Source organism: Paracoccus broussonetiae (assembly GCF_031854425.1).
GTDB classification, from domain to species: Bacteria; Pseudomonadota; Alphaproteobacteria; order Rhodobacterales; family Rhodobacteraceae; genus Paracoccus; species Paracoccus broussonetiae.
On the sequence record NZ_JAVRQI010000008.1, the window covers coordinates 187,624 to 214,409 of the forward strand.

Sequence of the window (26,786 nt, forward strand, 5' to 3'; positions counted from 1 at the left end):
CGCTGCTTGGCCGCGTTGCTCTTGCAATCCCGAGCGCAGTTCCTATCCTTGGCGTGATCTGCTGACCGGAGACACTTCGACATGGACATGACCCTCGCCGCCTTCACCCTTCCGGTATCGCTGCAAGAAGTCCTGTCCCATGCCCGCCTTCGTTTCCCTGTCCGCCCTGTCTTGGTCCAAGCCTGACGGCACCCCCCTTTTCACCGATCTCGACCTGAGTTTTGGTCCCGAACGCACTGGCGTCATCGGGCGAAACGGGACTGGAAAGACCACGCTGCTGCGCTTGCTCTCGGGTGAATTGCGCCCCGCGTCGGGGCAAGTCCAGGCCTCGGGTTCCGTCGCCATGATGCGCCAGGATGCGATGGGGCATCCCCGAGACACGATCGCCGACCTGTTCGGTGCGAGCGCCCAGCTGGATCTTATCGACCGGGCCGAAGCCGGGCGCGCCGCGCCAGATGAGCTGGTCCATGCCGACTGGACCCTGCCCGCGCGGATCGAGGCCGCACTTCTGCGCTGCGGGCTTTCGGTTCCCCCGGCGACGCCGCTTGCGTCGCTGTCGGGAGGCCAGCGCAGTCGCGCGGCACTGGCCGCGCTGATCCATGCCGAGCCGGACTTCCTGCTGCTGGACGAGCCGACCAACAATCTTGACCGGGCCGGGCGCGACCACGTCCTTGATCTGGTCCGCGGCTGGCGGCGGGGCATGATCGTCGTCAGCCACGACCGCGAACTGCTGGAGGAAATGGATGCCATCGTCGAACTGACCTCGCTGGGCGCCACCCGCTATGGCGGCAACTACAGCGTCTTCAGGTCGCGAAAGGACAGCGAGTTGAACGCGGCGCAGCAGGATCTGGCCCATGCCGAGAAGGCCCGCGCCGAGGCGCAGCGCCGTGCCCGCCAAGCAGCCGAACGCAAGGCGCGCAAGGACGGCGCGGGTCACAGGGCAAGGGCCAGGGGCGATCAGCCGAAAATCCTGCTGGATGCCGCGAAAGGGCGGTCCGAAGCATCAGGTGGCGCGGGCACCCGCCTGCGCGAAGCGCGGCAAGAGGCCGCCGAAGAGGCACTTTCAACCGCCCGCGCCCGTATCGAGGTGCTCAACCCCCTCGATATGGACATTCCCTCGACGGGGCTGCCATCGGGAAAACTGGTCCTGCGCCTCGAAAACGTCAGCGGCGGATATGACACGGGCCATCCCGTGATCCGCGACCTTTCGCTGGCCCTGACCGGGCCCGAGCGGATCGTCATCTCGGGACCGAATGGCAGTGGCAAATCGACGCTTCTGCGCCTGATCACAGGAGAGCTGGCACCTGAAAAGGGCCGGATCGACCTGGCGGTGCCGTTCGCGGTGCTGGACCAGCATCTTGGGCTGCTAGACCCCGACCGCACCCTGCGCGAGAATTTCCAGGTGCTGAACCCCAGGGAGAATGCCCATATGGCCCATGCGGCGCTGGCCCGGTTCGGATTCCGCGCCGCCGACGCCCTGCGGCTTGCCAGCACCCTAAGCGGCGGAGAACGTCTGCGCGCGGGCCTCGCATGCGCGTTGGGAGCCACGCCCCCGCCCATGCTGCTGATCCTGGACGAGCCGACCAACCATCTGGACCTTGACGGGATCGCGGCGCTTGAGGCCGCGCTGGAGTCCTATGACGGGGCAATTCTGGCGGTCAGCCATGACGCCGGCTTCCTTGCCTCGCTTTCTGCCGATCATGTTCTGGACCTGGCGGAAGCGGCGCCGCCCGGCTTCAGGGCCTGACCTTTTCGACGGCGATCACCGTATCCAGAACCGTTGCCCGGACGCCGTTCGGTCCGGTGGCCTCACGCTCGATCGGACCAACGAAGACCCGCCTCCACTCCGGCAGGTCCAGTACGGCCAGATCTTCTTCGGCGGTCGGATAGGCGGTTTCGGGATCGGCCCATGACCAGGGTGGGCAGGAACCATGCGCTGCGATCAGAAGCAGGCCGCCCGGCGCCACCCCCGCCGCCGCGCGGCGCAGTGCGCCCAGCCGGTCAAATTCGACGGGCGAGTGCATGAACATTGAAAAGGCCAGGTCGAACGTCCCCTCAGGGACGGTCGCAGACAGGTCGTGACATTCAAAGCGCGTCATGGAACCAACGCCCGCAGCCTGAGCCGAGGCGCGGGCGGCGGCCAGCGCCGTTTCCGAGACATCGGCCCCGGTTACATGCCAGCCCTGACCCGCAAGCCAGATCGCGTCGTCGCCACGCCCGCAGCCCAGATCCAGCGCGCGCCCAGGTGCGCGCCCAGCCACGAACCGCACCAGCATCGTAGAAGGTCGACCGTTCGACGGTGTCGTCATCTTGCCATAGTGGCGTTCCCAGAACGAGCGGGAGGTTTCATCCGGGTTCAGGACGGGTTTCATTCTCTGTCGCCTTTCGTCATGCCTGCAGCACGGCACTGGGACTGGCCGTGTCCGCGAATCTCATGTAACATCAAATGAACCATGAATGTGCCTGAGTCAATCTTTCGCACTTTCGTTTGATACGTGAAAGGATCCTCATGCGCCCCGACAGTCGCCTGCCCCGCGTTCTGCACGCGCTGCTGCACCTTGATCATCTGGACCGCCCGGCGACATCGGAAGAGATCGCGATGATGCTGGGAACCAACGCCGCAGTGGTGCGACGGACCATGGCGGGGCTGCGCGACGCGGGCATCTTGACCTCGTCCAAAGGACACGGCGGGGGATGGGCGCTGGCGCGCGGGCTGGATGAAATCTCGCTGCTGGCGCTTTACCAGGCCCTTGGCTCCCCTGCACTTTTCGCGATCGGGACGGACGAAGACACACCCTCGTGCCTGCTCGCGCGGGCGGCGAATGCCGCGACCAACGCGGCGCTTGCTGCAGCGCGGCGCGAGTTCGAGGCGGCCTTGCAGGCCGTTTCGGTCGCCCAGATCGTGTCCCTGCCGGCACCCCAACCGAGGGAATGCGGCCACGCCAAGAGCTGAAGCCGATGTGTGTTCGTGAAAGCGGGGGCCTCGGCGGCGCGCCCCGCCCGAAACGCTCAGACCGGGGCCGTTTCCACGCGCGCGCAGCCCCGGATCTCGTCAAGCGAGGCGATGCCCAGCCGCTCCAGCAATTCCCGGAGATCGTCAATAAGGCGCGGAAAGTAATCCGGCCTGCTCATGCTTGCCGCGCCGATCTGCACCAGATGGGCGCCTGCCATGATGTATTCGACAACGTCCTCGGCCGTGACGATTCCGCCCGCGCCGATCACCGGGCGGGTCGCGACCTGGGCCGCCTGCACGCAGCGCCACAGCGCGAAGGGCTTTACGCCCGATCCGGAATAACCGCCAAACCCGGTCGAGCCGCAGACAAATGCCCGGCGGTGGATGTCGATGCGCGCGCCGGGAATGGCGTTGAACAGTACCGTCCCGTCCGCCCCCCCGCGTTCCGAGGCCGAGACGAAATCCTCGATCACCATCTTGGCCGAGGTCGCGGCCTTGGACCACAGCACGACCTTGCCATCCGCCGCCGCGCTGAGGGCGCGGAACATGTCTTCGTTATTCGCGGGATTGTCCCAGTAGGACGGCTCATCCCGACCGGCATAGGGGAAGTTGCCATTGACCTCGACCCCTGCGATACGCCCGGAGGCGACGCAGGCGCGGATCATCTGCACCAGTTGCGCCCGCGTCGGCGCCTTGATGTCCACGAAGATCGGCACCTCTTCCGCGGGCAGGTGCGGCAAGATTTCCGCGATGAAGCGGTCAAGCGTCATGTTGTTGATGCCGAAGGCCGACAGATAGCCATGCTCGGTATGGGCAAAGCGGCGGCAGCGGTTCGGCTCTCCCTGCCAGGGCAGGAACGAGTTCGCGACGACCGCACCAAGCTGCGTGATATCGATCACGTCCATATATTCGATGATGTTCCCGAACGTGCCGGCGGCGGTCATGATCGGGTTGCGGAAGGTGACGTTGCGGGCACCCATCGGCACGGTGACGGAAAGATCCAAGCCTGACCTCCTCAGATGAAAGGTGCGGATGAGAATTGCAGCCGCACGAGGTCGACGCGCGGCAGCGCAAACCACGGACCGACGCGGCAGCTTGCCTCACCGTCCTTGTTGTCCCACAGGTTCACATGGCAGCTTCGGCAGGCACCGATGCCGCAGCTCATGTCCATATTGGCGAAAATGAACGGGTCGGCGGCAGGAAATTCCCTGACAAAACCCTGCAGCCGCAGCGGATCCAGCGCAAGAAAGACCGAGGGCCACGCCCGCCCCTGATCCGTACGCTGCCGCAATTCGGCCCACAGGTTCTGGTCCAGGTCTTCTTCGACCAGGATCTCGGCCCCTTCCGCTGCATACGGCGCAACGCGGTAATGAAAGGATCGCGTCGTCACGATCAGCGCCCCCGGACCAACGGGCACGGCGGGGGTCTCGTTCGACCAGACGGTCAAATCCGCACCGACGCAGGGCAGCACGTCCCCTGAGCCAAAGCGGGTCAGAAGGGCCGCACCACCGTCAGGCCGGGCATCCACGGTCGCGGTGCGGCAAAACGGGCTGTGGTGGTGGCCATCCTGGAAAACGACGGTCTGGCCTGGACGAGCCTCGGGCGGCAAGCCCGAGACATCAAGCGCGAGCCAGCGCCATTGTTCGTCCTGGCGGATGGACCGAACACCCGAGATGCGAATTTCGTTCAAGAATCGCATGGGCTTACCTGACCATCAGCGTGGCACCCGGACCCGGCGGCAGATCCCACAGCACCCAGAAGACTAGCTGGATCACCAGCACCGCCAGAATGGCCAGCGCATAGGGCATGGCCAGGACAAGTGGCGTCCCGACCTTGACCGGCTCGGTGCCTTTCGGCCGCCACTTGTTCAGCAGGCCGATCACAAGGATCAGGAAGGGATTGACCGGGCAAACCGCATTCAGCGGCGCGTCCCCGATACGATAGATCATCTGCGTTGCCGCAGGAGTATAGCCAAGCGCCAGCATCAGCGGAACGAAGATGGGCGCATACATCACCCACAGCACGCTGCCCGAGATGATGAACAGGTTCGATACCGAGACCAGCAGCAGGAACAGGAAGATCGCCACGCCCGGCGAGGCCTGGATGCCCTGCAGCATGACCACGCCATAGCTGCCGATATATTCGCCGATATGGCTGTCGTTGAAGAACTTCAGGAACACCACCGCCGCAGCCGAGACGACAAGGAAGAAGGACATCGACGAAATGCCGTTCTTCATCCAGTCGGCGGCCTGACCCAGCGATTTCATCCGTCCGGTGAACCAGCCAAAGACGATCCCCGACAACGCGAAATACAACGAGATCAGCACGACGATGCCACCCATGAAGGGCGATTTCGGCACGATCTGCCCGCCCTCTCCGCGCAGCGCGCCGCCTTCGGGCAGCAGCATGGCAAGGATGGCAGCAAGATACAGGACCGTAAAAATCCCCGCCGCAATCAGGCCGCGGCCCTCGTTGCCATGCTCGCTGGGGGTTTCCTCGACGATTTCGGGGGCGATTTCCAGTTCCCCGACCTTGTTCGGGGCCAGTTTCGACGGCACCAGGAAATAGGTCACGAGCACCATCGCAGCCGTCGCCGTCAAGGCACTGAACGCGTTGAAATACCAGTTCATGATTGGCGAGATGTTCGCCGCCTCGGCCACTTCCGGGGGCAGCACGCTGGCCGTAATGCCCGACAGCACGGTATCCGTCTGGTTGATGACCAGCGAGGCGGAAAAGCCCGCGGTATTCCCCACAAAGACAAGGATGATGCCCAGCCACGGGTTCAACCCCATCTGGAAGAACAGCGTCGCGGCCAGCGGCATCAGCACGAACATGGCGGCGTCGCCGAACACGTCGCCGTTGATCGCCAGAAATGACACGACGCTGATCACTGCGAACTTGGGCACGCGGCGCATCAGCCCGCGAATGACCGAGGACAGGAAGCCCGAATGTTCTGCGACCGAAATCCCCATCATCACGACGAGCGTCAAGGCGATCGGCGGGAAGCCGACCAGCAACTTGGGAAACTCGACCAGTAGGTTGGCGAAATAGGGCGCGGTCAGGATGTTCTCAATCGCCACGGTCTTGGCGACCTCTTGCCCGGTCACCGGATCGACGGTCGAGAAGGAAAGCGACACGCCCGCCAACGGCAGCGACAGCAACGCCGTCAGCGCGGCAAGCACGATCAGCAGCGTGAAGGGCTCCGGTAGTCGGTTGATGATGTTTTCGAGCCTGTCGAAAATATTGCTGCGCAGTGCGCGCGTCTCGTCCATCGGAATCCCCCCCACCGCGCCTGTCGGCGCATCAACAGGCTGTGCTTATTCCGCAAGCAACCGGGAAAAGGAAGCGCGGGTGCATCAATATTGGAAAACCTTTTCAGATTTCGCCTTTTGGGTTTCGCGCCATCACGCTGGCGACCAGCGGTCAGCCACAGCCCCTGCCTTTGGCCGATATGCGGCGGAAATTATTTCTCTTGCCTCGGCGGCGTGATCCAATAGTGCTTCGACCCCAGCAGCGCCCTGCCACAGGGGGCCCCGAGACAGGAGGCACGAAGATGAGCGCGACACCCGAGGCCAAGGGCCGACTGACGCCCGGCGATATCCTGGCCCGCAAGGGGGGCTCGCCGGTTGTGTGTCTGACCGCCTATACCACGCCCATGGCCCAGTTGGCCGATGCGTCCTGCGATCTCGTACTGGTCGGGGACAGTCTGGGAATGGTGCTGCATGGCCTGCCCTCGACCCTGGGGGTGACGATGGAGATGATGATCCTGCATGGCCGGGCGGTAGCGCGAGGATTGAATCGCGCCTGCATGGTCGTCGACATGCCCTTCGGCTCGTACGAGGAAGGACCCGAACAAGCCTTTCGCAATGCCGCCCGGCTGATGGCCGAAACCGGTTGCCAGGCGGTGAAGCTGGAAGGCGGGCAGCACATGGAAGCGACGATCCGCTTTCTGGTCCACCGCGGTATTCCGGTGATGGGCCATGTCGGCCTGACTCCGCAGTCGGTCAACACGCTTGGCGGCTACAAGGTACAGGGCCGGGGCGAAGACGGCGCGCGCGTGCTGGCCGATGCCCGCGCCGTGGCCGAGGCAGGCGCCTTTTCCGTCGTTCTGGAAAAGCTGCCGGGCACGCTCGGGGCCGAAATCACGGCCGCGCTTCCCATTCCGACGATCGGCATTGGCGCGGGTGCGGATTGTGACGGCCAGATTCTGGTCGTCGATGACATGCTGGGTCAGTTCGCAGGCTTTCGTCCGAAATTCGTCCGCCGCTATGCGGAACTGGGGAATGCAGCGGCGGACGCGATCGCGGCCTATGCGGCCGACGTCCGCGCGCGCCAGTTTCCCGGCCCCGAACATATCTTCGAGGGGAAAGCACGGTGACCACGCCCATTATCAGGCCGCTTGACGATTTGCGTGCCCAGGTCCGAGGCTGGAAGTCCCGCGGTGAAACCATCGGCGTCGTTCCGACCATGGGCGCGCTGCATGACGGGCACCTTAGCCTGGTCCATGCCGCAAAGGCCTCGTGCGACCGCGTGATCGTCACGCTGTTCGTGAATCCGCGCCAGTTCAACTCGGCCGAGGATTTCGCGAAATATCCCCGTACCGAGGTCGCCGATGCCGCCCTTCTGGCCCCGTTGGGCGTCGATGCCCTTTTCGTGCCCGATGCGGCCGAAGTCTATCCACCCGGCCACTCCACCGTGATCTCTGTCTCGGGCGTCAGCGAGCCGCTGGAAGGCGCGCATCGCCCCGGCCATTTCGATGGCGTAGCCACGGTGGTCGCGCTTCTGTTCAACATGACCGGGGCGGACCGGGCCTTCTTCGGGGAAAAGGACTGGCAGCAATTGCTGGTCGTTCAACGGCTGGTCCGGGACTTGAAGATGCCGGTCGAGATCGTCGCCTGCCCATCGGTCCGGGCCGGGGATGGCCTCGCGCTGTCCTCCCGCAACCAGCGTCTGTCGCCGGGCGCGCGCGGCCATGCAGCGACCCTGCCCGCAGTGATGTTTCGTGCCGCGAACGACATGGGTTCGGGCGCAGAGATCGACGCCACACTGGACGCAGCGCGCAGCGATCTGACAGGCGCGGGCTTCGGACCCGTCGAGTATCTTGAGCTGCGAGACGCCCTTACCTTGGGTGCTGCACTGCCGGGCCAACCCGCGCGACTACTGGCGGCGGCATGGCTGGACGGCGTCCGGCTGATCGACAACGTCGCCGTGACACTGCCGGACTAAGCCTGGCCTGCGCTCAGTGCTTCACCACGCCGTCCAGCTTGTCGGGATTGCGCGTGACGAAGATCGCGGTGATGCGGCTATCCTCTATCTCCAGCGCGGTGGTCTGCAGCGTGCCATTGACCCGGCTGACAAAGCCCGGCAGGCCATCGATCACCGTCGCACCCAGAAATTCGTTGTGCTCGCCAAACTTGCGGGCAAGCCCAAGAAACAGCCGGACAAGGTTGGGCGCGCCCTCGATCACGTTGGGATAGGACAGGACCTTGCCGCCACCGTCCGAGCGCAGGCTGGCCCCCTCGGCCAGCATCGCGCCAAGCTTTGCCGCGTCACCCGAGGAACAGGCGTCGAAAAAGGCGCGGGCGATTTCGTCTCCGGCATCGCGGGGAACGGCATAGCGGGGGCGGTCGATGCGGACATGTTCGCGGGCGCGCGCGGCAAGCTGGCGTGTCGCTGCCGGATTGCGCCCGATCGTGTCCGCGACCTCGTCCAGGGGACGGCCAAAAACGTCATGCAGCAGAAAGGCCGCGCGCTCCAACGGCGACAACCTTTCCAGCGCCATCATCAAGGATAGCGTCAGGTTATCGGGCCGAAGCGCGTCATCTTCCTCCTCGATCAGCGGTTCGGGCAGCCACGTGCCCGGATAGGTCTCGCGCCGGGCCCGGGCCGATTTCATCTGGTCAAGGCACAGCCGCGACACCACGCGGGTCAGCCAGGCCGCGGGTTCGATCACCGCCTCGCTGTCCGACCTGCTCCAGCGAAGCCATGCCTCTTGCACGATATCCTCGGCCTCGCCATGCGATCCGAGCATCCGATAGGCCAGACGCAGCAGCCGGGGCCGCTGCGCCTGAAACAAGGCAAGCGCGTCAGGCCGCATTGGCCCGCGCCTCGGGCAGGCTGGTCCCATGGGTGGCGCGGAAACCGACCTGGATGCGGTTCCACATGTTGATCGCCCCGATCGCCAGGGACAACCAGGCCCGTTCATCTTCGTTAAAGGCGGCAACCACTTCCGCCCAGTCCGCGTCCGGCGCGCCGGTGCTGGCGACCAGGGTCAACGCTTCGGTCCAAGCCAGCGCAGCGCGTTCGCGCGGGGAATAAAGGCTGCTTTCACGCCATGCGGGGAGCATGTGCAGGCGCAGTTGCGTCTCGCCATCCTTCAGCGCCTCGGCGACGTGCATCTGAATGCAAAAGGCACAACCGTTGATCTGGCTGGCGCGCAGTTTGACAAGGTGCAGCAGGCGCGGCTCAAGCGTGCTGCCCTTGATCGCCGTCTCAATCGCCATCAGCGGCTCGAACCCGGATTTGGCGCGTTTGAAATAGTCGGTCATGCGGGGGGTCATCATCGTCTCCTGTGTCATCTGATACTAGCTTGACGAGGCGACGGGGCCAGATGTGACACGCGGCGAAAGATTTATTCTTCGCCGCGTGTTTTCTTATCGCGCTGTAATGGCGCTTCAGCAGGTGGCTGCCAGCGGCGCGGCCCGGCGGCGACCCAACCATACAAGGCCCAGGCCAGCCGCCGCCAACAATCCGCCGGCGACCGGCACCGCAGCATAGCCGTAGCCCGCGCCGATCACGGCTCCGCCCAGGGCCGCGCCAACGGCATTGCCAAGGTTGAACGCCCCGATATTGATCGACGAGGCCAGACCCGGCGCTTCGGACGCGGCCTGCATGACCCGCATCTGGACCGGCGGGACGATGGCGAAGGCGGCAGCGCCCCAGAATAGCAGGGTCAGCGCGGCGCCGACTGTGGTACCAAGCAGCAGCGGCGCGGCCAGCATGATCGTCGCCAGCGCAGCCAGGAAGATCGCCGTAGCGCCCTCAAGCGACCAGTCGGCCAGCCGACCGCCAAGCCAGTTCCCGATGGTGAAGCCCAATCCGATCAGCACGAGGGACAGGGTCACGAACCCTTCCGAGGCGTTGGTCAGCGTCTGAAGCAGTGGCGCGACATAGGTATACAGCGTGAACATCGCGCCCGCACCCATCACCGTCGTCAGCATGGCAATCAGCACCTCGGGGCGAACCAGGACCTTCAGCTCGCGCCGGACATCGGGGCGCTCGCCGGGAATACCCTTGGGCAGCGCCAGCGCCAGCGCCGTGATCGTGACAAGGCCTAGGACCGCCGTGCCCGCGAAAGCCTCACGCCAGCCGATCTGTTGGCCGACCCATGTCGCGACCGGCACGCCACCGATATTGGCGATGGTCAGGCCCATGAACATCGTGGCCACCGCGCTTGCCTGCCGCTCACGCGGCACCACACTGGCCGCGACGACTGCGCCAAGACCAAAGAAGGCACCGTGGTTCAGACTGGTCACGATCCGCGACAGAAGCAACGTCCAGTAATCCGGGGACAACGCCGACATCAGGTTCCCGACGGTGAAAATCCCCATCAGCGCGATCAGCGCCGCGCGCTTTCCGAAGCGGGCGAACAGCAGAGTCATCACCGGCGCCCCGACCATCACGCCGATGGCATAGGCACTGACCAGAAGTCCCGCACGAGGGATCGAGACATCGACCCCTTGGGCGATCACGGGCAACAGACCCATGGGAGAGAACTCGGTCGTGCCAATGGCGAAGGCGCCGATCGCCAGGGCAAGAAGCGGCCAGCTTGAATTGCGGGTCTGCATGTTACGCGGTCCAATCGGGGGCAAGGCCCGCGGGATCAACCAGACGGCCATCCGCACGGGCAAGGCCCGAGATCGCCGCCATGTCGTCATCGCTGAGCGTGAAGTCGAAGATGTCGAAATTCTCGGCCACGCGGCCGGGCCGGGCGGTCTTGGACAGGGCGATATGCCCTTGCTGGATCAGCCAGCGCAATCCGACCTGGGCCGCAGTTTTGCCATGCGCCGCCGCGATCCGTCCGATGACCGTGTCACGCGGGACTGCTCCGTCGGCCATCCCGTAATAGGCCGTCAGCGCGGTTCCGGTTTCCGCTGCCAGCGCGGCAAGCGCCGACTGGTCCAGATAGGGATGCATCTCGACCTGATTGGTGACGATGGGCGCGGCACTGGCAGCGATCGCCTGGCGCAGCTGGCCCCGATTATAGTTGCTGACGCCGATGAACCGCGCCTTGCCAGAGGCATGGACCTCGTTCAGCCAGTCAACCTGCTTGGCCACCGACACCTGGTCGCCCGGCCAATGGGCCAGAAGCAGGTCGACATGATCGGTGCCCAGTTTCTCAAGGCTTTCCTCGACCGAAGCGGCAAAGCGGGTTTCGCTGTAGTTCGATACCCAGACCTTCGTGGTCAGGAAAAGCTCGTCCCGCTGTGCACCGGCCAGCGCAAGGGCGCGTCCAAGGGCAGCCTCATTCTCATAGATCTGGGCGGTGTCGAAATGGCGGAAACCCGCCTCAAGCGCGGCGGGAACGACCGCTTCAACCTCGGCATCGGACATGCGGAACACGCCAAAGCCAAGCGCGGGGATCCGGGCCCCGTGGGCATCCACATATTGCATCGTAAACTCCTGTTCGGCGCAGGCGCGCGCCCTGCGGTCATGAAAGGGCAAATAGCGCCCGCCCTGCCGCTTGATAATCGCGCGCATCGGCACATTATCTGTGAAGCAAATTCACAAGAGGCCATGAATGGACAACCGTGCGGGCGAAATGCAGGTTTTCCTGCGGGTGGTCGAAAGCGGCAGCTTTTCCGACGCGGCCCGGCAATTGCGGATGACGCCCTCGACCGTTTCGAAACTGATTGCGCGGATCGAGGCGCGGTTGGGCGTCCGGCTGCTGGAACGCTCGACCCGGCGGCTTGCCCTGACTGCCGAGGGCCGGATTTACTATCAACGCAGCCAGTCCCTGCTGACCGAGCTGGAAGAGATCGAACGCGACCTGTCGCATGGGGCGGCCAGTATCAGCGGCACGGTCCGGATCACCTGCTCGGTCGGTTTCGGGATCGTCGGGGTCGAGCCGCTGCTTCCCGCCTTTTGGGCTGCTTACCCAAATATCGTGATCGACCTGTCGCTGTCTGACGAGATCGTCGATCTTTATCTGGATCGCACCGATGTCGCGTTCCGGGTTGGGCAGTTGCCCAGTTCCGGCCTGATGGCACGCAAGCTGGGGACCGCGCCGCGCAAGATCGTGGCCTCGCCAGATTACCTGCGCCGGAATGGCACGCCGTCAAGTTTCGACGACCTGGCGCGGCACAGCTTCCTTGGCCTCAACTTCCGCCGCAGCGAGGTCATGGGTCCGTCGCGCGACGTCAGCCGTGTCCCGGATCGTGGCGTCGCCGGACCGCTTCAGACCAACAATGGCGAAACCTTGCGCCGCATGGCGGTGGCCGGGATGGGACTGGCGCGCATGGGGGAATTCCACGTGCGCGAGGATCTGAGGTCAGGGCGACTGGTGGAGATCCTTCCTGATGCCACGCGCGGCGACAACGAGGACGTCCATGCCCTGTTCCTGGGCGGGGAAAGAATGCCCCACCGCGTCCGCGCGCTGCTTGACTTCATGACTCCGAGACTGCGCAGCTTTCTGGACGCGGCAAATTAGCGATCAGCAATCCGGCAGTCCCGCGACAGTCGCAACGGCATCGCCCTTTGGACGGATCAACTTTGCGGGTGAGCGCTCAAAAGTCTTGCGGCCCCGCTTGTATCCCGCGACAGGCAGCGCGATGCCCGTAAAAGCCTCTGTCAGGTTGTCGGCGTCCAGCACCACAAGGTCAGCCTGATCGCCGATCCGAAGCCCATAGTCGCGAATGCCCAGCATCCGCGCCGGACCATGGGTCACCATGTCCAGACAGACCGGAAAATCAGCCGCGCCCAGATGCATGATATTGGCGTATAGATTGGCCATGCGCAGCAGCGAGCAGTCGCCATAGGGTGTAAAGGGGTTCATGACGTTGTTCGTGGCAACCGCCACCCCAACCCCCGCGCCCGCCAGCAGATGGACCGGCGCGACGCCACGCGGCGCGCGATGCCCCTGATCCATTCCATTCAGATAAAGATCGGTCGAGGGCAGGGCCACCACCGCAACGCCCGCCTCGGCCAGCCGCGCGGCATGGTGGCCGATCCGGTCATCCTCCATCACCGCCAGTTTCGTGGCATGACCGATCGTGACGCGGCCCTGCCAGCCGTGGCGCATGGTCGCATCGCAGACCGCATCCATATGCGTCCAACCGGGATCAAGGTCGAAATCAAGGTGGAAATCCAGGTCCACATCATGACGGACCGCCATGCCGAAAAGCCACTCGATCTGCCCGACCGGGTCGACATCGGTATAGGGACAGCCGCCCAGAAGATCGGCGCCCTGTGTCAGCGCCTGTTCCAACAGGGCTTTCCCCTCGGGGTCGTTGGTCAGCCCCTCTTGGGCGAAAGCGCAGATCTGGATGTCCATAGCGAAGGCATAGTCCTGCTGCAGCCGCCTGACCGCGTGAAAGCTGCGCAAACCGGCGCGCGTGTCCACTTCGACATGGCTGCGCATCCGCATGGTCCCCTGCGCGATCGCCGCCTCGACCACGCGGGCGCCGCGGGCATGGACATCCTCGATCGTAAATTCACGCTTTAGGCGCGAGACCTCTTCTACCGCCTCGCGCAGCCCCCCCGCCTGACCGCATCGGCAGATCAGTCCCGCCTTGTCCAAGTGGATATGCGCTTCGACAAAACCGGGAACGACGATCCGCCCACCCAGGTCATCGGTCAGGATGTCCGCGCCAGCGAGCGTGCCAAGGCCTGCGATCCGCCCATCCCGAATGCCGATATCGCAAGGCGCCTGCCCCCAGGGTCTGGCATTGCGGAGCATCAGGTCAAACGGCGCGGCGGTCATGATTCTTGAAACTGTCCAAATAGATTGCATCTATCTTCTGTATGCAGTTATTGCGCTCCATAGCAATGAACGAGGTGAATGATGGATCCCCGAGCCCAACGAGATCTTCAGGCGGTGAAAGATTATCTGGAGGCTTCGATGACACCCGACCCCGAGCGCGCCGCACGCTTCGTCGCTCCGGGCTTCCTCTGTCGCTTCACCGGCAACCGTCAGTTCGATACCGCAACTGGCCCGACTTCGTTCAACGCGGCACGCTATAAATGGGTGAAGAAGCGGATCGAGCGTTACGACGTCGTGCCGGGAACGCAGGAAACCACGGTCTATAGCCTTGGATTTCTGTTTGGCGAATGGCCCGATGGCACGGCCTTTGATCACAACCGCTATATCGACCGCTTTGTCGTCCGCGACGGGCTGATCCTGGAAACGGACGTCTGGAACGATAGCGCGGAATGGATTCTTGATCCGTCTGTGGGGCGGCGCTGATCAGCCCGTCGCGTAGGGGGTCAGGATGCTGACCAAATCGCGGCTGCGCCCCGCTTCTCCGTCCAGAAGGGCACGGGTGGAGACCGCCTCCAGATGCTCGGCCATCAGGGCCGCGGCCCGGTCGGCGGGCCCCGAGCGGATCACGCGTATCAGCTCAAGATGCTCGCTGATCGCGCAGTCCGACGAATAGGGCCGCCCCAATGCCGACAGCGAAAGCCCCGCCCTGTAACAGATTTCCGTGACATAGCGGATCAGGATCGGCTTGCCTGTCATCTCGGCCAGCCGGATGTGGAACTCGGTCGCAAGCCGGATCGAGGCACCCTCGGGGCCGCTTCGGGCGTCGTGTTCGCGCGTCACGATCCCCTGCAACTCTTTGGCCTGTGCCTCAGTCAGGCGTCCCGCAAGATGCTGAACCACCTGCCGTTCCAGCGCGACCCGGATGTCGAAGATGTCACGCGCATCTTCGGGCGTCGGCGTGGCGACGGTCGCAATCCGGTTGCGGCGCAAGTCGACCAGCCCCTCGGCCGCAAGCTGGCCCAGTGCATGGCGAGCAATCGTCCGACTGACGCCGAAGCTTTCGCCAAGCGAATCCTCGGGCAGGCGGTCGCCGGGCATCAAAGCCCCGTCGATGATCGCGTGGCGGATACCCTGACAGATGATGGAAACACGGTCACCCTCGGCCCGGGCTGTCTTGCGCGTCGTGGTCATGATCCCCTTTCCCGGCCCCAGTTGATCCTGGCCATGGGCTGCATTGAATTTGAACCAGAATCTGCATGCAGTTTATGCATGTGTCCTGGCATCAAACTTCACCCAACCCCTCCATCGCACACAGCGGGACAAAGCGAAAGTTTCCCAATGCCCGTCCGACCGAAGATTTTTTGTCTTTCGCAGGGATGAAAATACGCGGCGGCTACCTAACCCTTTTGACGGGAAACAAGGGACGGCGCGACGTGGTGGACGACGCGCGCTAAACCAGCTCGGCGGTAACGATTTCAAATGGTAGCAGTCACGCATGGGGGCGGCCGGCAGCTTGCGCCGGCCGCTTCCCATGCTCCCTAGGCTGCAGAAACCAGCGCGTCGAGCCGGGCCCGCTGATCCGCGGTAAAGCGGATTCCGGCGGCAGCGATATTCTCGCGCAGATGCCCGCGCGACGAGGTGCCGGGGATCAGCAGGATGTTCGGCGCGCGCGCCAGCAGCCAGGCCAACGCCACCTGCTGCGGGGTGAACCCCATCTCAGCCGCAATCGCCGACAGGCCCGAGGATTGCAAAGGATTGAACCCGCCAAGCGGGAAATAGGCCGCATAGCCGATCCCATCCGCCGCCAGTGCATCGATCAGTGCATCGTCATTGCGCTGGACCAGGTTGTAGTGGTTCTGCACGCAGACAATCGGGGCGATGTCGCGCGCGATTGCCAGCTGGTTCATGGTGACGGTACTGATGCCGATATGGGCGATCAGGCCCTCTTCCTGCAAGGCGCGCATGACCCGCATCGGTGTCGCGATATCATCCTCGCGGCCGCCCATGCGCAGGTTCACGATCTGCATCTGTTGCAGGCCCAGGCGTTTCAGGTTGTCCTCGACCGATTGGCGAAGGAAGTCCTCGCTCCGCTCAAGGATCCAGTCCCCCTTGTCGTCACGCCATGCCCCGATCTTGGTCACGATGACCAGTTCCTGCGGATAGGGGTGAAGCGCCTCTCGGATCAGGCGATTGGTGACATGGGGGCCGTAGAAATCGCTGGTATCGATGTGATCAACCCCCAGCGCCACGGCCTCGCGCAGGACCGCAAGCGCCTCGTCCACGTCCTTGGGGGGGCCAAAGACATGCTGGCCCGCAAGCTGCATCGCGCCATAGCCCATCCGGTTGACGCTAAGCGCGGTGCCCGGAAAGGTGAAGCGGCCCGCGGCCGCCGCTGGCAAGGATTGGGTCGATGTCATGAAAAGCACTCCCTTGGTGGATCGGCTCGTCACACCAATCTGGCACATGAACGCGCGATTGATAACCGGTCCGGAGAGGTTCCTTCAGCCCTCCATCTCGGGCGCGGCGACAAAGCGCCACTTGCGCAGGGGTCCGGCCATGACGTTCAGGTAGTAAAGCTCGAACCCGTGAGGCGCGCCGCAGGGATGATGGCCGCGGGGAACAAGAACGACGTCGCCGTCTCGGACTGCCATCGCCTCGTCCAGCGTCCCGTCATCGGTATAGACCCGCTGCAACCCCCAGCCCCGACCGGGATTGATGCGATGGTAATAGGTTTCCTCAAGATAGGTGATACGGGGAAAGTCGTCTTCGTCATGCCGGTGGCTGGGATAGCTTGACCAGTTGCCCGAAGGGGTGAAGACTTCGGTCACCAGCAGGCTGTCGCAGAAATCCTCTGCCTCCATCGCGATGTTGTTGATCCAGCGCGTGTTGCTGCCCTCGCCACGCTGGGTCAGGGTGATCCCTTCCGGACCGATCCGACGCGCAGGGTGGCCACCGCGCCCCGGCGCGCTGCATACCGCGACGACGCAGTCAGTTTCGGCCCGAACTTGCCAAGAACTGCCGTTCGGGACGTAAAGGCAATGCGGGGGGGTCTTTTCAAAGACATCCATCCGTTGCCCCAGGATACCCCAGTCGCGATCCGCAGCCGTGATCGCGGCCTTGCCCTGGACCATGACCAGAATGACCTCGCGGTCCCCGGTCTGCTCGGCCGCTTCCTCGCCGGCGCGCAGCTGATAAAGGCCAAAGCCGACATATCTCCAGCCCGCAGAAAGCGGAGAGATGTCATGCACCTTGCCGTGGCTGCCAAAAGGCTTTCGTAAAAGATCCGCCATGCGATCCCCTCCTTTCTCAGACAGCCTTGACCGACGTGCGGTCCAGACCGGCTTCGACCGCCGCCGCTTTCAGCGCGGCAAGTCCCATCGACTGGTATTTCAACGGATTGCGCAGCTTCGGGTCCTGCTCTGCCTCGATGACCAGCCAGCCGTCATAGCCCGCTTGCGCCAGGATGCGCAGCAAGGGCAGGAAGTCGATCCCACCCTCTGGATCACCGGGCACGGTAAAGGCTCCCGCCAGCACGCCCTGGATAAAGGACAGGCGTTCAGCCCGGACGCGTTCGGTCGCCGGGCGACGGATGTTCTTGGCATGGAAATGCGCGACCCGCCCGACATGTCGCGCCAACACCGTCGCCGGATCGCCCCCACCAAAGGTGCAATGACCGGAATCGAACAGCAGATGAGTGGCGGGGCCCGTGGCGGCCATGAAGGCGTCGATTTCCTCGGGGCTTTCGACCACGGTTCCCATGTGGTGATGATAGGCCAGCGTGATCCCCTGATCCGCCAGATACGCGGCGAAATCTTCGATCTTCGCGCCAAAGGCCGCCATCTCGTCAGCATTCAGCCGCGGGCGATCGTTCACCGGAACATCAGGGCGGCCATGGACGGTATTCGAGCATTCGCAGACGATGCAGACTTTGCACCCATTGGCTTTCAGCTTGGCCAGATGCGGCTGGACTGCGGCGATCTCATCCTTGACCGACCGCGTCAGAAGTTCTGTCGAATACCAGCCCGAGATGAAGTCCAGACCATATTTTCCCAGCAGTTCGCGCAGTGCGACCGGATCATCTGGCCAGCGGTGGCCATTCTCGATCCCGTCAAAGCCGATCACCTCGCCCGCCTCATGCAGGATCTGTTCCGTGGGAATGTCGGCGCCGATCGATTGGTCGTCGTCATTCGCCCAGGCGATCGGGTTGGTTCCGTAGCGGATCATGGACTTGTCCTTCAATTGACCAGCGCCTGCCGGCGCGCGTTTTCGATATAATCGGCATAGGCAGCGCGAAGCTTGTCGCTCTGCCCGGTTTCGGGGACGGCGACGTCCCACCAATGCCCGCCGCCCGCCTCTCCGGGGCCGTGGGTCGGATCGGTCTCGATGACGATGACGGTGGGAAGGTCGCGCGACCGGGCGGCGAGGATCTCGGCCTCAAGATCGGGAATGTCGCGCGCTTTCACTGCATGGGCGCCCATGCTGGCCGCGTGGGCGACATAGTCGATCCGGGGCTGACGTTCGATATTGCAGTCCTTGTAGAGGTTGTTGAACTCCTCTCCGCCCGTGCCCTGCTGCAGACGGTTGATGCAGCCGAAGCCGCGGTTGTCGGTCAGAACCACGGTAAAGGGCACGCGACGCATGACGGCGGTCGCAAGCTCGCTGTTCGCCATCATGTAGCTGCCGTCACCGACGAAGCAGATCACCTCGCGCTCGGGGCGGGCAAGCTTGATGCCCATTGCGCCGGCGATCTCGTAACCCATGCAGCTGTAGCCGTATTCCATGTGATAGCCGCCTTGGGCCGGTTGCCACAGCAACTTCAGCGCGCCGGGCATGGTCCCGGCCGCACACATGGCGATGCTGGCGGGCGTCGAGGCACGCTGGACCGCACCGATCACCTGCGCATCGGTGGGCAGGGCATTGCCAATGGCCGGGGCCGCGCAATGCGCATCGACCGTCGCCAACCAGTCGGCTCGGGATTTGGCGTCGACAGTCCCAAGGCGGTGATCGCCAAGCGCGGTCGACAGCCGTTCCAGCGCGACCCGCGCGTCCGATACCAGAGCGACCGCCCCATGCTTGGCCGCGTCATAAGACTGCACGTTGACTGAAACGAGCGGCGCCTCCGCGGCGAACAAAGTCCGCGACCCGGTGGTGAAGTCCTGAAACCGCGTCCCGATCCCGATCACAAGGTCCGCGCCCGTAACGCAGGCGTTTGCTGCCGCCGATCCGTCCACGCCAGCAGCCCCGAAGTTCAGGGGATGGGACTGTGGCAGCGCCGATTTTCCGGCCTGGGTTTCAACGACCGGAATGTTGTGGCGCGTGGCAAATTCGGCCAGCGCCCGTTCAGCCCCGGAATAGAACACTCCACCGCCGCAGATCAGGACCGGCTTGTTCGCGCCGCGGATCAGCTGGACAACCTCGGCCAGTTCGACAGCATCGGGCTCGGGGCGACGGATGCGCCAGACGCGCGGGGCAAAGAACGCCTCGGGCCAGTCACAGGCCTCGGCCTGGACATCCTGGCAGAAGGCCAGGCAGACCGGGCCGCAATCCGCAGGATCGGTCATCACCCGCAGGGCGCGCGGTAGCGCCGACAACAACTGCTGAGGACGCGTGATACGATCGAAATAGCGCACGACCGGGCGGAAGCAGTCATTCGCCCCGACCGTGCCGTCGTCGAAATCCTCGATCTGTTGCAGCACGGGATCTGGCCTGCGGCTGGCGAAGACGTCGCCGGGGATCAGCAGGACCGGAAGGCGATTCACATGCGCCAGCGCCGCCGCCGTCACCATGTTCGTGGCACCGGGCCCGATCGAGCTGGTCACAGCCTGTGCGCGCCTGCGACCCTTGGCCTTGGCATAGGCGATGGCGGCATGGGCCATCGTCTGCTCATTCTGGCCACGCCAGGTCGGGAAGGCGTCTGCAATCCCGTGCAGCGCCTCTCCCAGCCCAGCGACGTTGCCATGGCCAAAGATTGCCCAGCAGCCTTCGATGAACCGCTCACCCTCTTCGTTCATCTGGACGGATAGCCAGCGCACCATGGCCTGTGCAGCGGTCAGACGGATCGTTGTCATGCGGCTTCCTCCTGTGCGCGGGCGCGCGAGCCATCCCAGACGTCGCAAAGCCGGGCGAAACGCGCCGCCATTTCGGCGACGGCGGCCGCATCCTCGATCTCGCCCGCGAACCAGCGGCGCGCCGCTTCGGCAAAGATCGTGCGACCGACCGCGAACCCCTTGACCAGCGGAAAGCTGGCCGCGACGCGGAAGCTGGCGGCCAACGCGGTTTCCGGCGCGTCGAGGCCAAGGACGACGATCCCGCGGGTATGGCGGTCATTCTCCTCGATCGCGGCCACGGCGTTCCGCCACGCCTCGGGGGTGGCCATCGGCTCCAGCTTCCACCAGTCGGGGCGGATGCCGATTTCATAGAAGCGGCGGATCAGCGTCGCTGTGGTCAGGTCGTCGACCGGCCCGACCTTCGAGGGGATGATCTCCAGCAGAAACTCCAGATCGTTCCGGCGCGCTGCGGCGAACAGGCGCTGGACAGTGGCCTCTTGTGCGCTGCGGGTCGCGTCATCGTCGTCCGGATGGCAGAAGCACAACACCTTGACGACATTGTCGCGCGCCCAAACCTCCAACCCGCCGCAATCGGGACCAAGCGCAGGTTCGAGCTGCAAGGGGCGAGAGCCGGGCCATTCGCAGGGCCTCCCGACCCACAGCCCCGTGCCCGCTGCGGCATGCAGCGCGCGGCGACCAAGGCGGTCGTCGCACAGGATGCCATAGCCCGGCCGACCATCCTGAACCTGCAGGGCCGCGCGCAGGCAAAGCTGCTTGAAGGCACCCGCCTTGTCGGGGGTAAATCCTGCAAGTGACTCAAGCTGCATCCGGTGGTCGAATGCAAAGACCCGCATGACCGGCCAGTCGCCCTTGCGGTTTGTGGACCAGTGGATCTGCTCAAGCTCGGCGTCGTTGCGCAAGTCCGGGCGGATCACTCCGCGCTTCAGGAAAAATTCCAGCTCGGCGAGGCTGGGATAGGCCGGGGTGCAGCCATGTCGGCTGACCGCGAATGCGCCGCAGGCATTGGCGTATTCCAGCGCCCGAGGCCAGGCCTCGCCGTCCAACCACCCCTTGAGCAAACCGGAGAAGAAGCCGTCGCCCGCACCAAGGACGTTGAAGACCTCGATCGGGAAACCCGGCCCCGTTTCTCCCTTGTCCAGCGAATCCGGGATCGCGCCGGTCAGGGCCACGGCCCCCTTGGCCCCGCGCTTGCAGATCAAAACCGCATCCGTGACCGCGCGCACCGCGCGAAGCGCGTCCAGCGTATCGGTCGAGCCGCCAGCGATGTGAAATTCCTCTTCGGTTCCAACGATCAGGTCGAACAGATGCAGGGTGGATTGCAGCTTGGCCGTCACCTTGGCGCTTTCAACAAAGCGGCTTTCTCCGTCGCCATGTCCTGCGACACCCCACAGGTTCGGACGATAATCGATGTCCAGCGCCGTCCGCGCGCCATGTTGCCGCGCAAGGGTCAGCGCCTTCAGCACCGCCGCCTCGGTCCGCTGGTTGCTGAGATGGGTGCCGGTCACCAGGACGGAACGCGAATCCGCGATCAGGGCTTCGTCGATGTCATCTTCGCACAACGCCATATCGGCGCAGTTCTCGCGATAAAAGATCAGCGGGAACTGCTCTTCGTCCCGAATGCCCAGGATGACCAGCGCGGTCAGGCGTTCAGGATCGGTCTTGACGCCGCGCACGTCGACGCCTTCGCGAACCAGTTCTTCGCGGATGAAGCGGCCCATATGTTCATCACCGACGCGCGTGATCAGGGCCGATTTCAGCCCCAGCCGGGCGGCGCCGCAGGCGATGTTTGTGGGCGAGCCGCCGATATACTTGCGGAAGGAGCCCATGTCCTCAAGCCGCCCGCCGACCTGCGCGCCGTAAAGGTCGACGCCGGCGCGCCCGATGGTGATCACGTCAAGGTTCCTGGTCATTCCCTCATCCTCACAATTCAACCGGGCGGCCGTTCGAGGTCGCCATGGCATGGATTACGCGCTCGATCTTCAGGCCCGCCGCAAAGTCGGGCCCGCATGACGGCCCCCCGGCGATGGCCGAGATCAGGTCGCGCGCCTCGATCACCTTCTGCTCGTTGAAGCCGAAATTATGGCCGGGGGCGGGGCAGAAGGCGGCATAGTCGGGCTGGTCCGGGCCGGTCAGGTGGCGGGTAAAGCCAGCCTCGCCCGCGCGGTGAAGCCACAGCGCGTTCATGTTCTCCTGGTCGAAGGTGATGGTTCCACCCGACCCGTGCACCTCCCATTGCAGGCGGCACTTGCGGCCGCGAGCGACGCGCGAGGTGGCGAAAGATCCTTGCGCACCACTGGCGAAGCGGACCAGCGCCAGGGCAGAATCCTCGTTCTCGACCGGTTTGTCGCCCTCCGGCGCCGGCCGCATCGGGATCGAGATCTGGGTCATCGCCGTCACCTGCGTCACATCACCCATCAGTGCGACCATCTGGCTGACCAGATGACAGCCCAGATCGCCAAGTGCGCCAAGGCCACCCTCTTTGTGGGTCATGCGCCAGGACCAGGGCAGCGTCGGATCGGCCGAATAATCCTCGTCATAGACACCGCGGAATGCGTGCGGCGTGCCGATCGCGCCGGATCGGATCAGGTGCACCGCAGCCTGAAACGCGGGCGAACGCAGATAGTTGTAGCCCAGGATCGTCACCCGATCCGGATTCTGCGCGGCAAGCTGTGCCATCGCCTCGGCATCGGCCAGCGTCAGGGCCATCGGCTTTTCCAGCCAGACATGCTTGCCCGCACGAAGCGCTGCCTCGGCCATCGGCCGGTGCAGGCCATTCGGCGTGGTGATCGAAACCACGTCCACCGCGTCGTCGGCGATCGCCGCGTGCCAGTCTGCAGTCGCCCGCGCGAAACCGAACTGCCCGGCATAGGCATGGGCGCGGCTTTCGGGCGTGTCGCACAGGATCTCAAGCCGGGGATGCGCCCCCCCGAAAGTCGCGGCCACGGTGCGCCACGCCATCGCGTGGCATTTCCCCATGAAGCCGGTGCCGATCAAGGCGACGCCAAGGGGATTTTCGGGCATGGGACGGGTCATAGGGATTTCGTCAGACATGGGCGATCACATGGGACATGCTGTCACGCAGCGCGGTTTCGGGATCGGAAAGAGCGTGAACCTGAGGGGAGAAGGGTTCGAAGCTGAAGGGACCGTCATACCCCCCGGCAAGCAGCGTACGGATCTGGTCAAGGTTTCCCAGCCGATCGCGCGCATCGACCAGACCGCGATGGGGGTCCAGCATTGCATCGACGGCGATGTCGGGATCAGTCACGCCGGAGATATGGACAAGACCGGTCCATTCCGGAAAGAATTCACGCTCGCCAGCCAGGTGGTGGTGAAAGGTGTCATGGACCAGGCGATAAGTCTGCGCACCGCCCGCTGCCTCGATCGCGCTGATCGCCTGAGCCTTGCTGCGCAGCGACGAGACTGGAAAGCCCAGCGGCTCTACCAGCCCGGTCAGGCCCCGCGCCTCAAGCAACGGTTTCAACGCCGACAGCGCGGCGACAAGATCGTCAAAGGTCACCGTACGGCCATCGTTCAGCGGGCACATGACCAGCGCTTTTGCCCCGCAGGCGGCGGCGTAATCCGCCAGCGCCTCGGCCCGGTCGGGCAGATCGCCCGACCACTGGTTGAAGGGATAAAGTGCGTTGATCGAGATGATCCGGACACCGGCCGTGCTGGCCATATCCCGGACCTCGGACGCCGACAGCGTGGAGACGATATCCGGCAGGTCATTGCGGATCTCGACCTCGGCCGCGCCCAGTTTGCGTGCCATCGTGAAGAACGCCTCCAGCGACAGGCCGGGCGCCGCGATGTGGTTCATGGCAAATCGCATGGCGGTTCCTCAGCGATAAAGCGCGGGGCAATCGGGATAGGAGATGGACACCGCCTCGCCCTCGGCCTCTTGTGCGGCAACGCAGGCATCAGAGGTGACTGCCGCCATATAGCCATCCCAGGACGTTGGTCCTGTCGCCGTGCCCTTGGCCGCCGCCCGCAGGAAATCCTGCAATTCGACGTCATAGGACGCCACGAAGCGGTCCTTCCAGTCGGTCAGGATGTCATTCTGCAGGCTGGCGTTCAGCCGCATCTGGACGGCCACCGGCTCCGGCAGGCGCGCGATTCCGTCTTCGCCCACGACCTCGCACTGGATGTCATAGCCGTAGTGGCAGTTCACGAAGATCTCGGTATTGATGACCGTGCCCTTGGCCGTGGTCAGAGTCACGATTTGCGGATCGCGCAACTTGGCGTGGGTCCGGGCGCAGGAACGCGGAAAGGTCACACGGGCCGAGACGTAGTCATCCTCAAGCAGCCAGCGGAACACGTCGATTTCATGGATCAGGGTATCGTGGATCGCCATCGGCGTTACATAGGCCTGCGGCACCGTCGGATTGCGATGCGCGGCGTGGACTATGATCGGCGCGCCAATGCGGCTGTCCACGACCTTCTTCAGGGCGACATAGCCTTCGTCATAGCGACGCATGAAACCGACCTGCACAAGGCGCATGCCATGCGCGACCTCGGCATCGACGATGCGCTTTGCGCCTTCGGCCGTGGTGGCAAGGGGCTTTTCGCAGAAGCAGGGCTTGCCTGCGGCGATGGCGGCAAGGACATATTCCTCATGCGTCGCGCCCCACGAGGTGACCAGAACCGCATCGACATCGCCGGCGGCGATCAGCTCTTGCCCGGTCCCATAGACCACGGCGTCGGGCGCGATATCCGCCCGCACCGCCTCAGCCGAGGCGCGGTTCACGTCGCTCAACCCCACGATCTTGCCGCCGGACAGGACCTTTTCGATCCGTCGCGCGTGGTCGCGGCCAATCGCCCCGGTTCCAATGACACCAATTCTGACGGTCATGTTCTGGACCTCACTTCCAATACTGGTCGATGTATTTTTGCATTTCCGTGCGCATGAAGCGCCCCGAGTGGTCCGCCTTGTCTTCCCAGGCGAAGACACAGGCGGTCATGATCCCGTCAAAGCCGATCTCGGCCAGGGTGCCGAAGAAATCGTCCCACGGCACTTCACCCTGTCCGATGTTCAGGTGCTGGTGAACGCGCGCCTGCGTGCCCGGCGGGTTCAGGATATAGCGCAGGCCGGAACTGGCGCGGTGGTTGAAGGTGTCGCCGACATGGACATGCGCCAGCACGTCCTTGGCCTCGCGCAGCATGGCGCGCGTGTCGTCACCGAAATAAAAGGTATGCGGTGCACAATACAGGAACTTCACCCGAGGGCTGTTCACAGTGCGGATGATGTCCAGCGCGGGTTGCAATGTCTCGCACCAATCCTCGGGATGGGGCTCGACATGCAGGTTCACGCCTTCGCGCTCAAGAATCGGGACCAGCTCCTCCATGCTGCGCCACCATGCATCCTCGCAGGCCTCGATCATGCTGCCGGTATGGCAGCAATAGCAGCCGCCCTTGTCGGGATGCGGCCCTCGTCCGAACTCGCTGTTCAGGGTGTCGACGCCCAATTCGACCGCGATTTCGATCGCACGCTTCCAGTGACGGACGGCCGCCTGACGCTCGTCCTCGTCGGGCGAGGCCCAGCGATACATGGGCAGCAGGCTGGCGATGCCGACTTCGGCATCCTTCAACGCCCGTTTCAGCGACCTGACGCGTTCGGGAAACACCCGTGGCGCCTTGAACCATTCCAGGAAGTCGGCGCGGGGGCTAAGCTCGATCCAGTCATAGCCAAGCTCACGCGCCTTGGCAGGAATGTCCTCCAGCGACAGATGGCGGTGCATGAAGGGATCAAGGGCGATGCGCATGGCGCGGTTCCTTATCTTGGGCGGATGGGGCAGCGCCCGTCCCGGTGATCACTTGAGGTATTCAGCCATGTTTTCCTTGGTGACCGGCTGGAAGGGGATCCATGTCTCTGGCTGAAGCGCGCCGCCACTGGCGGCGGCCACGGCGGCCTTGACCGCATCCTCGCCCTGCCCGGTCGCATCCTGGAAAACGGTGACGTCCATCTGCCCCGATTGCATCGCGGCAAGCCCATCGGCGGTGGCGTCGATCCCGGCGATGATGATGTCGCCCTTGCCCGTTGCCGCTTGCAGCGCCTGCGCCGCGCCGATCGCCATTTCGTCATTGTTCGAAACCACGGCGTCGAATTGCAGTCCGGCCGTCAGCCATTGGCCCATCAGGTCCTGCGCTTGCACACGGTTCCAGCCTGCGGTCTGTTTCTCGATCACCTCGACCTTGCAATCGGGCTGCGCGAAGGCATCCTCGACCATCTTAGTGCGGACCAGCGCCGCGTGATTCTCCAGCGGGCCCATCAGGATGACAGCCTTGGGATCGCTACGGCCCTTAAGAAGCGCGCAGACGGCGTCGGCCTGCAGCTTGCCCGCATCGGTTTCCTGTGATCCGACATAGGCGGTGCCAGCGGGCATTCCGGTATCCAGCTCGGCCGGAGGATGGTTCACATAGACCAGCGGGATACCCGCCCCCGTTGCCGCCGCCGTGATCGCGGCCGTCGAGTCCCCGTCCACCGCGTTGACGATGATCGCATCGACACCGTTCGCGACGAAGTTTTGGACCTGGTTCAGTTGCTTCGCCACATCAAGCTGGGCATCCTCGACTGACAGGGTGACGCCTTCGCTGCGCTCGGCCTCGGCCCGGATACCGTTCAGCACGACGGTCAGGAAGGGATTGTCGAACGAGGTCATGCTGACGCCGATCCGCGTCTCGGCAAGGGCGGATCCGGCGATCAGGCACAGCGCGGTAGTGGCAATCAGGCGTTTCATCATGGCTCCTCGGGTTGGATCTGGACAGGCGGGGCCAGCCCGGTGGCCCG

At 64.3% G+C, this 26,786-nt stretch carries 26 protein-coding genes; 6 read left to right on the forward strand and 20 right to left on the reverse strand.

The window, feature by feature from the left end; all coding sequences use genetic code 11:
- The first annotated feature begins 139 nt into the window (after positions 1 to 139).
- Entirely contained in the window at positions 140 to 1,747 is a 1,608-nt protein-coding gene (locus tag RM190_RS12145; protein ID WP_311759715.1) for an ABC-F family ATP-binding cassette domain-containing protein, read from the forward strand.
- On the opposite strand, the gene RM190_RS12150 is transcribed toward RM190_RS12145, so the two are convergent.
- Positions 1,737 to 2,372 (reverse strand): class I SAM-dependent methyltransferase, encoded by a 636-nt coding sequence (locus RM190_RS12150; RefSeq protein ID WP_311759716.1) that lies wholly within the window; start codon positions 2,370 to 2,372, stop codon positions 1,737 to 1,739. The two genes, RM190_RS12145 and RM190_RS12150, sit on opposite strands and share 11 nt — an antisense overlap.
- A 137-nt stretch (positions 2,373 to 2,509) precedes the next feature.
- Here RM190_RS12150 and RM190_RS12155 point away from each other — a divergent pair, with 137 nt between their 5' ends.
- Positions 2,510 to 2,953: an RrF2 family transcriptional regulator gene (locus RM190_RS12155; RefSeq protein ID WP_311759717.1), complete on the forward strand. Its 444-nt coding sequence runs from the start codon at positions 2,510 to 2,512 to the stop codon at positions 2,951 to 2,953.
- Positions 2,954 to 3,009: 56 nt separating this feature from the next.
- Here the strand turns inward: RM190_RS12155 and RM190_RS12160 are convergent, their stop codons facing one another.
- The 3 genes from RM190_RS12160 to RM190_RS12170 are packed head-to-tail and all read right to left on the reverse strand — an operon-like array spanning position 3,010 to position 6,225.
- The gene (locus RM190_RS12160) at positions 3,010 to 3,957 is read right to left on the reverse strand and encodes a hypothetical protein (RefSeq protein ID WP_311759718.1); all 948 of its coding nucleotides are present in this window, start codon (positions 3,955 to 3,957) and stop codon (positions 3,010 to 3,012) included.
- Between the two features lie 11 nt (positions 3,958 to 3,968).
- Positions 3,969 to 4,652 (reverse strand): iron-sulfur cluster-binding protein, encoded by a 684-nt coding sequence (locus tag RM190_RS12165; RefSeq protein WP_311759719.1) that lies wholly within the window; start codon positions 4,650 to 4,652, stop codon positions 3,969 to 3,971.
- A gap of 4 nt (positions 4,653 to 4,656) precedes the next feature.
- On the reverse strand, positions 4,657 to 6,225 hold the full coding sequence (locus tag RM190_RS12170) for an AbgT family transporter (protein WP_311759720.1): 1,569 nt from the start codon (positions 6,223 to 6,225) through the stop codon (positions 4,657 to 4,659).
- 281 nt (positions 6,226 to 6,506) lie between these two features.
- Here RM190_RS12170 and panB point away from each other — a divergent pair, with 281 nt between their 5' ends.
- Together panB and panC are read left to right on the forward strand one after the other, a co-directional pair.
- Entirely contained in the window at positions 6,507 to 7,331 is an 825-nt protein-coding gene (gene panB / locus RM190_RS12175; protein WP_311759721.1) for a 3-methyl-2-oxobutanoate hydroxymethyltransferase, read from the forward strand.
- Positions 7,328 to 8,179, forward strand: coding sequence for a pantoate--beta-alanine ligase (gene panC / locus RM190_RS12180; RefSeq protein ID WP_311759722.1), 852 nt, complete (start codon positions 7,328 to 7,330; stop codon positions 8,177 to 8,179). The genes panB and panC overlap by 4 nt, the downstream gene beginning before the upstream one ends.
- A 13-nt stretch (positions 8,180 to 8,192) precedes the next feature.
- Here panC and RM190_RS12185 read toward each other — a convergent pair whose 3' ends face one another.
- The 4 genes from RM190_RS12185 to RM190_RS12200 all read right to left on the reverse strand — a co-directional run bounded on the left by RM190_RS12185 (position 8,193) and on the right by RM190_RS12200 (position 11,713).
- The gene (locus RM190_RS12185; protein WP_311759723.1) at positions 8,193 to 9,050 is read right to left on the reverse strand and encodes a sigma-70 family RNA polymerase sigma factor; all 858 of its coding nucleotides are present in this window, start codon (positions 9,048 to 9,050) and stop codon (positions 8,193 to 8,195) included.
- Positions 9,040 to 9,513, reverse strand: a complete 474-nt coding sequence (locus RM190_RS12190; RefSeq protein WP_311759724.1) for a carboxymuconolactone decarboxylase family protein — start codon at positions 9,511 to 9,513, stop codon at positions 9,040 to 9,042. The genes RM190_RS12185 and RM190_RS12190 overlap by 11 nt, the downstream gene beginning before the upstream one ends.
- 114 nt (positions 9,514 to 9,627) lie before the next feature.
- Entirely contained in the window at positions 9,628 to 10,800 is a 1,173-nt protein-coding gene (locus RM190_RS12195; RefSeq protein ID WP_311759725.1) for an MFS transporter, read from the reverse strand.
- A 1-nt stretch (position 10,801) separates the two neighbouring features.
- On the reverse strand, positions 10,802 to 11,713 hold the full coding sequence (locus RM190_RS12200) for an aldo/keto reductase (RefSeq protein WP_311759726.1): 912 nt from the start codon (positions 11,711 to 11,713) through the stop codon (positions 10,802 to 10,804).
- Between the two features lie 40 nt (positions 11,714 to 11,753).
- Between RM190_RS12200 and RM190_RS12205 the strand changes: the two genes are divergently transcribed.
- Positions 11,754 to 12,662 (forward strand): LysR family transcriptional regulator, encoded by a 909-nt coding sequence (locus tag RM190_RS12205; RefSeq protein WP_311759727.1) that lies wholly within the window; start codon positions 11,754 to 11,756, stop codon positions 12,660 to 12,662.
- Positions 12,663 to 12,665: 3 nt separating this feature from the next.
- Here the strand turns inward: RM190_RS12205 and RM190_RS12210 are convergent, their stop codons facing one another.
- Positions 12,666 to 13,934 carry an amidohydrolase family protein gene (locus RM190_RS12210; RefSeq protein ID WP_311759728.1) on the reverse strand — a complete coding sequence of 423 codons (1,269 nt, stop codon included), beginning with the start codon at positions 13,932 to 13,934 and terminating at the stop codon, positions 12,666 to 12,668.
- Positions 13,935 to 14,048: 114 nt separating this feature from the next.
- Here RM190_RS12210 and RM190_RS12215 point away from each other — a divergent pair, with 114 nt between their 5' ends.
- Entirely contained in the window at positions 14,049 to 14,417 is a 369-nt protein-coding gene (locus RM190_RS12215) for a nuclear transport factor 2 family protein (RefSeq protein WP_311759729.1), read from the forward strand.
- On the opposite strand, the gene RM190_RS12220 is transcribed toward RM190_RS12215, so the two are convergent.
- From RM190_RS12220 to RM190_RS12270, 11 genes are all read right to left on the reverse strand, one after another.
- Positions 14,418 to 15,125: a GntR family transcriptional regulator gene (locus RM190_RS12220; protein WP_311759730.1), complete on the reverse strand. Its 708-nt coding sequence runs from the start codon at positions 15,123 to 15,125 to the stop codon at positions 14,418 to 14,420.
- Between the two features lie 347 nt (positions 15,126 to 15,472).
- Entirely contained in the window at positions 15,473 to 16,351 is an 879-nt protein-coding gene (locus RM190_RS12225) for an oxidoreductase (RefSeq protein ID WP_311759731.1), read from the reverse strand.
- Positions 16,352 to 16,435: 84 nt separating this feature from the next.
- Entirely contained in the window at positions 16,436 to 17,224 is a 789-nt protein-coding gene (iolB, locus tag RM190_RS12230; RefSeq protein ID WP_311759732.1) for a 5-deoxy-glucuronate isomerase, read from the reverse strand.
- 16 nt (positions 17,225 to 17,240) lie between these two features.
- Positions 17,241 to 18,158, reverse strand: a complete 918-nt coding sequence (gene iolE, locus RM190_RS12235; protein ID WP_311759733.1) for a myo-inosose-2 dehydratase — start codon at positions 18,156 to 18,158, stop codon at positions 17,241 to 17,243.
- A gap of 11 nt (positions 18,159 to 18,169) precedes the next feature.
- Positions 18,170 to 20,002, reverse strand: coding sequence for a 3D-(3,5/4)-trihydroxycyclohexane-1,2-dione acylhydrolase (decyclizing) (gene iolD, locus RM190_RS12240; protein ID WP_311759734.1), 1,833 nt, complete (start codon positions 20,000 to 20,002; stop codon positions 18,170 to 18,172).
- Entirely contained in the window at positions 19,999 to 21,912 is a 1,914-nt protein-coding gene (locus RM190_RS12245) for a bifunctional 5-dehydro-2-deoxygluconokinase/5-dehydro-2-deoxyphosphogluconate aldolase (RefSeq protein ID WP_311759735.1), read from the reverse strand. Before RM190_RS12245 ends, iolD begins: the two co-directional genes overlap by 4 nt.
- 10 nt (positions 21,913 to 21,922) lie before the next feature.
- Positions 21,923 to 23,035: a Gfo/Idh/MocA family protein gene (locus RM190_RS12250; protein ID WP_311759736.1), complete on the reverse strand. Its 1,113-nt coding sequence runs from the start codon at positions 23,033 to 23,035 to the stop codon at positions 21,923 to 21,925.
- Positions 23,036 to 23,045: 10 nt separating this feature from the next.
- Complete coding sequence (locus tag RM190_RS12255) at positions 23,046 to 23,831, reverse strand: TIM barrel protein (RefSeq protein ID WP_311759737.1); 786 nt, start codon at positions 23,829 to 23,831, stop codon at positions 23,046 to 23,048.
- Between the two features lie 9 nt (positions 23,832 to 23,840).
- Positions 23,841 to 24,851 (reverse strand): Gfo/Idh/MocA family protein, encoded by a 1,011-nt coding sequence (locus RM190_RS12260; protein WP_311759738.1) that lies wholly within the window; start codon positions 24,849 to 24,851, stop codon positions 23,841 to 23,843.
- A 10-nt stretch (positions 24,852 to 24,861) separates the two neighbouring features.
- Positions 24,862 to 25,761: a sugar phosphate isomerase/epimerase family protein gene (locus RM190_RS12265; protein ID WP_311759739.1), complete on the reverse strand. Its 900-nt coding sequence runs from the start codon at positions 25,759 to 25,761 to the stop codon at positions 24,862 to 24,864.
- Positions 25,762 to 25,809: 48 nt separating this feature from the next.
- Positions 25,810 to 26,736 carry a substrate-binding domain-containing protein gene (locus RM190_RS12270; RefSeq protein ID WP_311759740.1) on the reverse strand — a complete coding sequence of 309 codons (927 nt, stop codon included), beginning with the start codon at positions 26,734 to 26,736 and terminating at the stop codon, positions 25,810 to 25,812.
- Between the last annotated feature and the right edge of the window lie 50 nt (positions 26,737 to 26,786).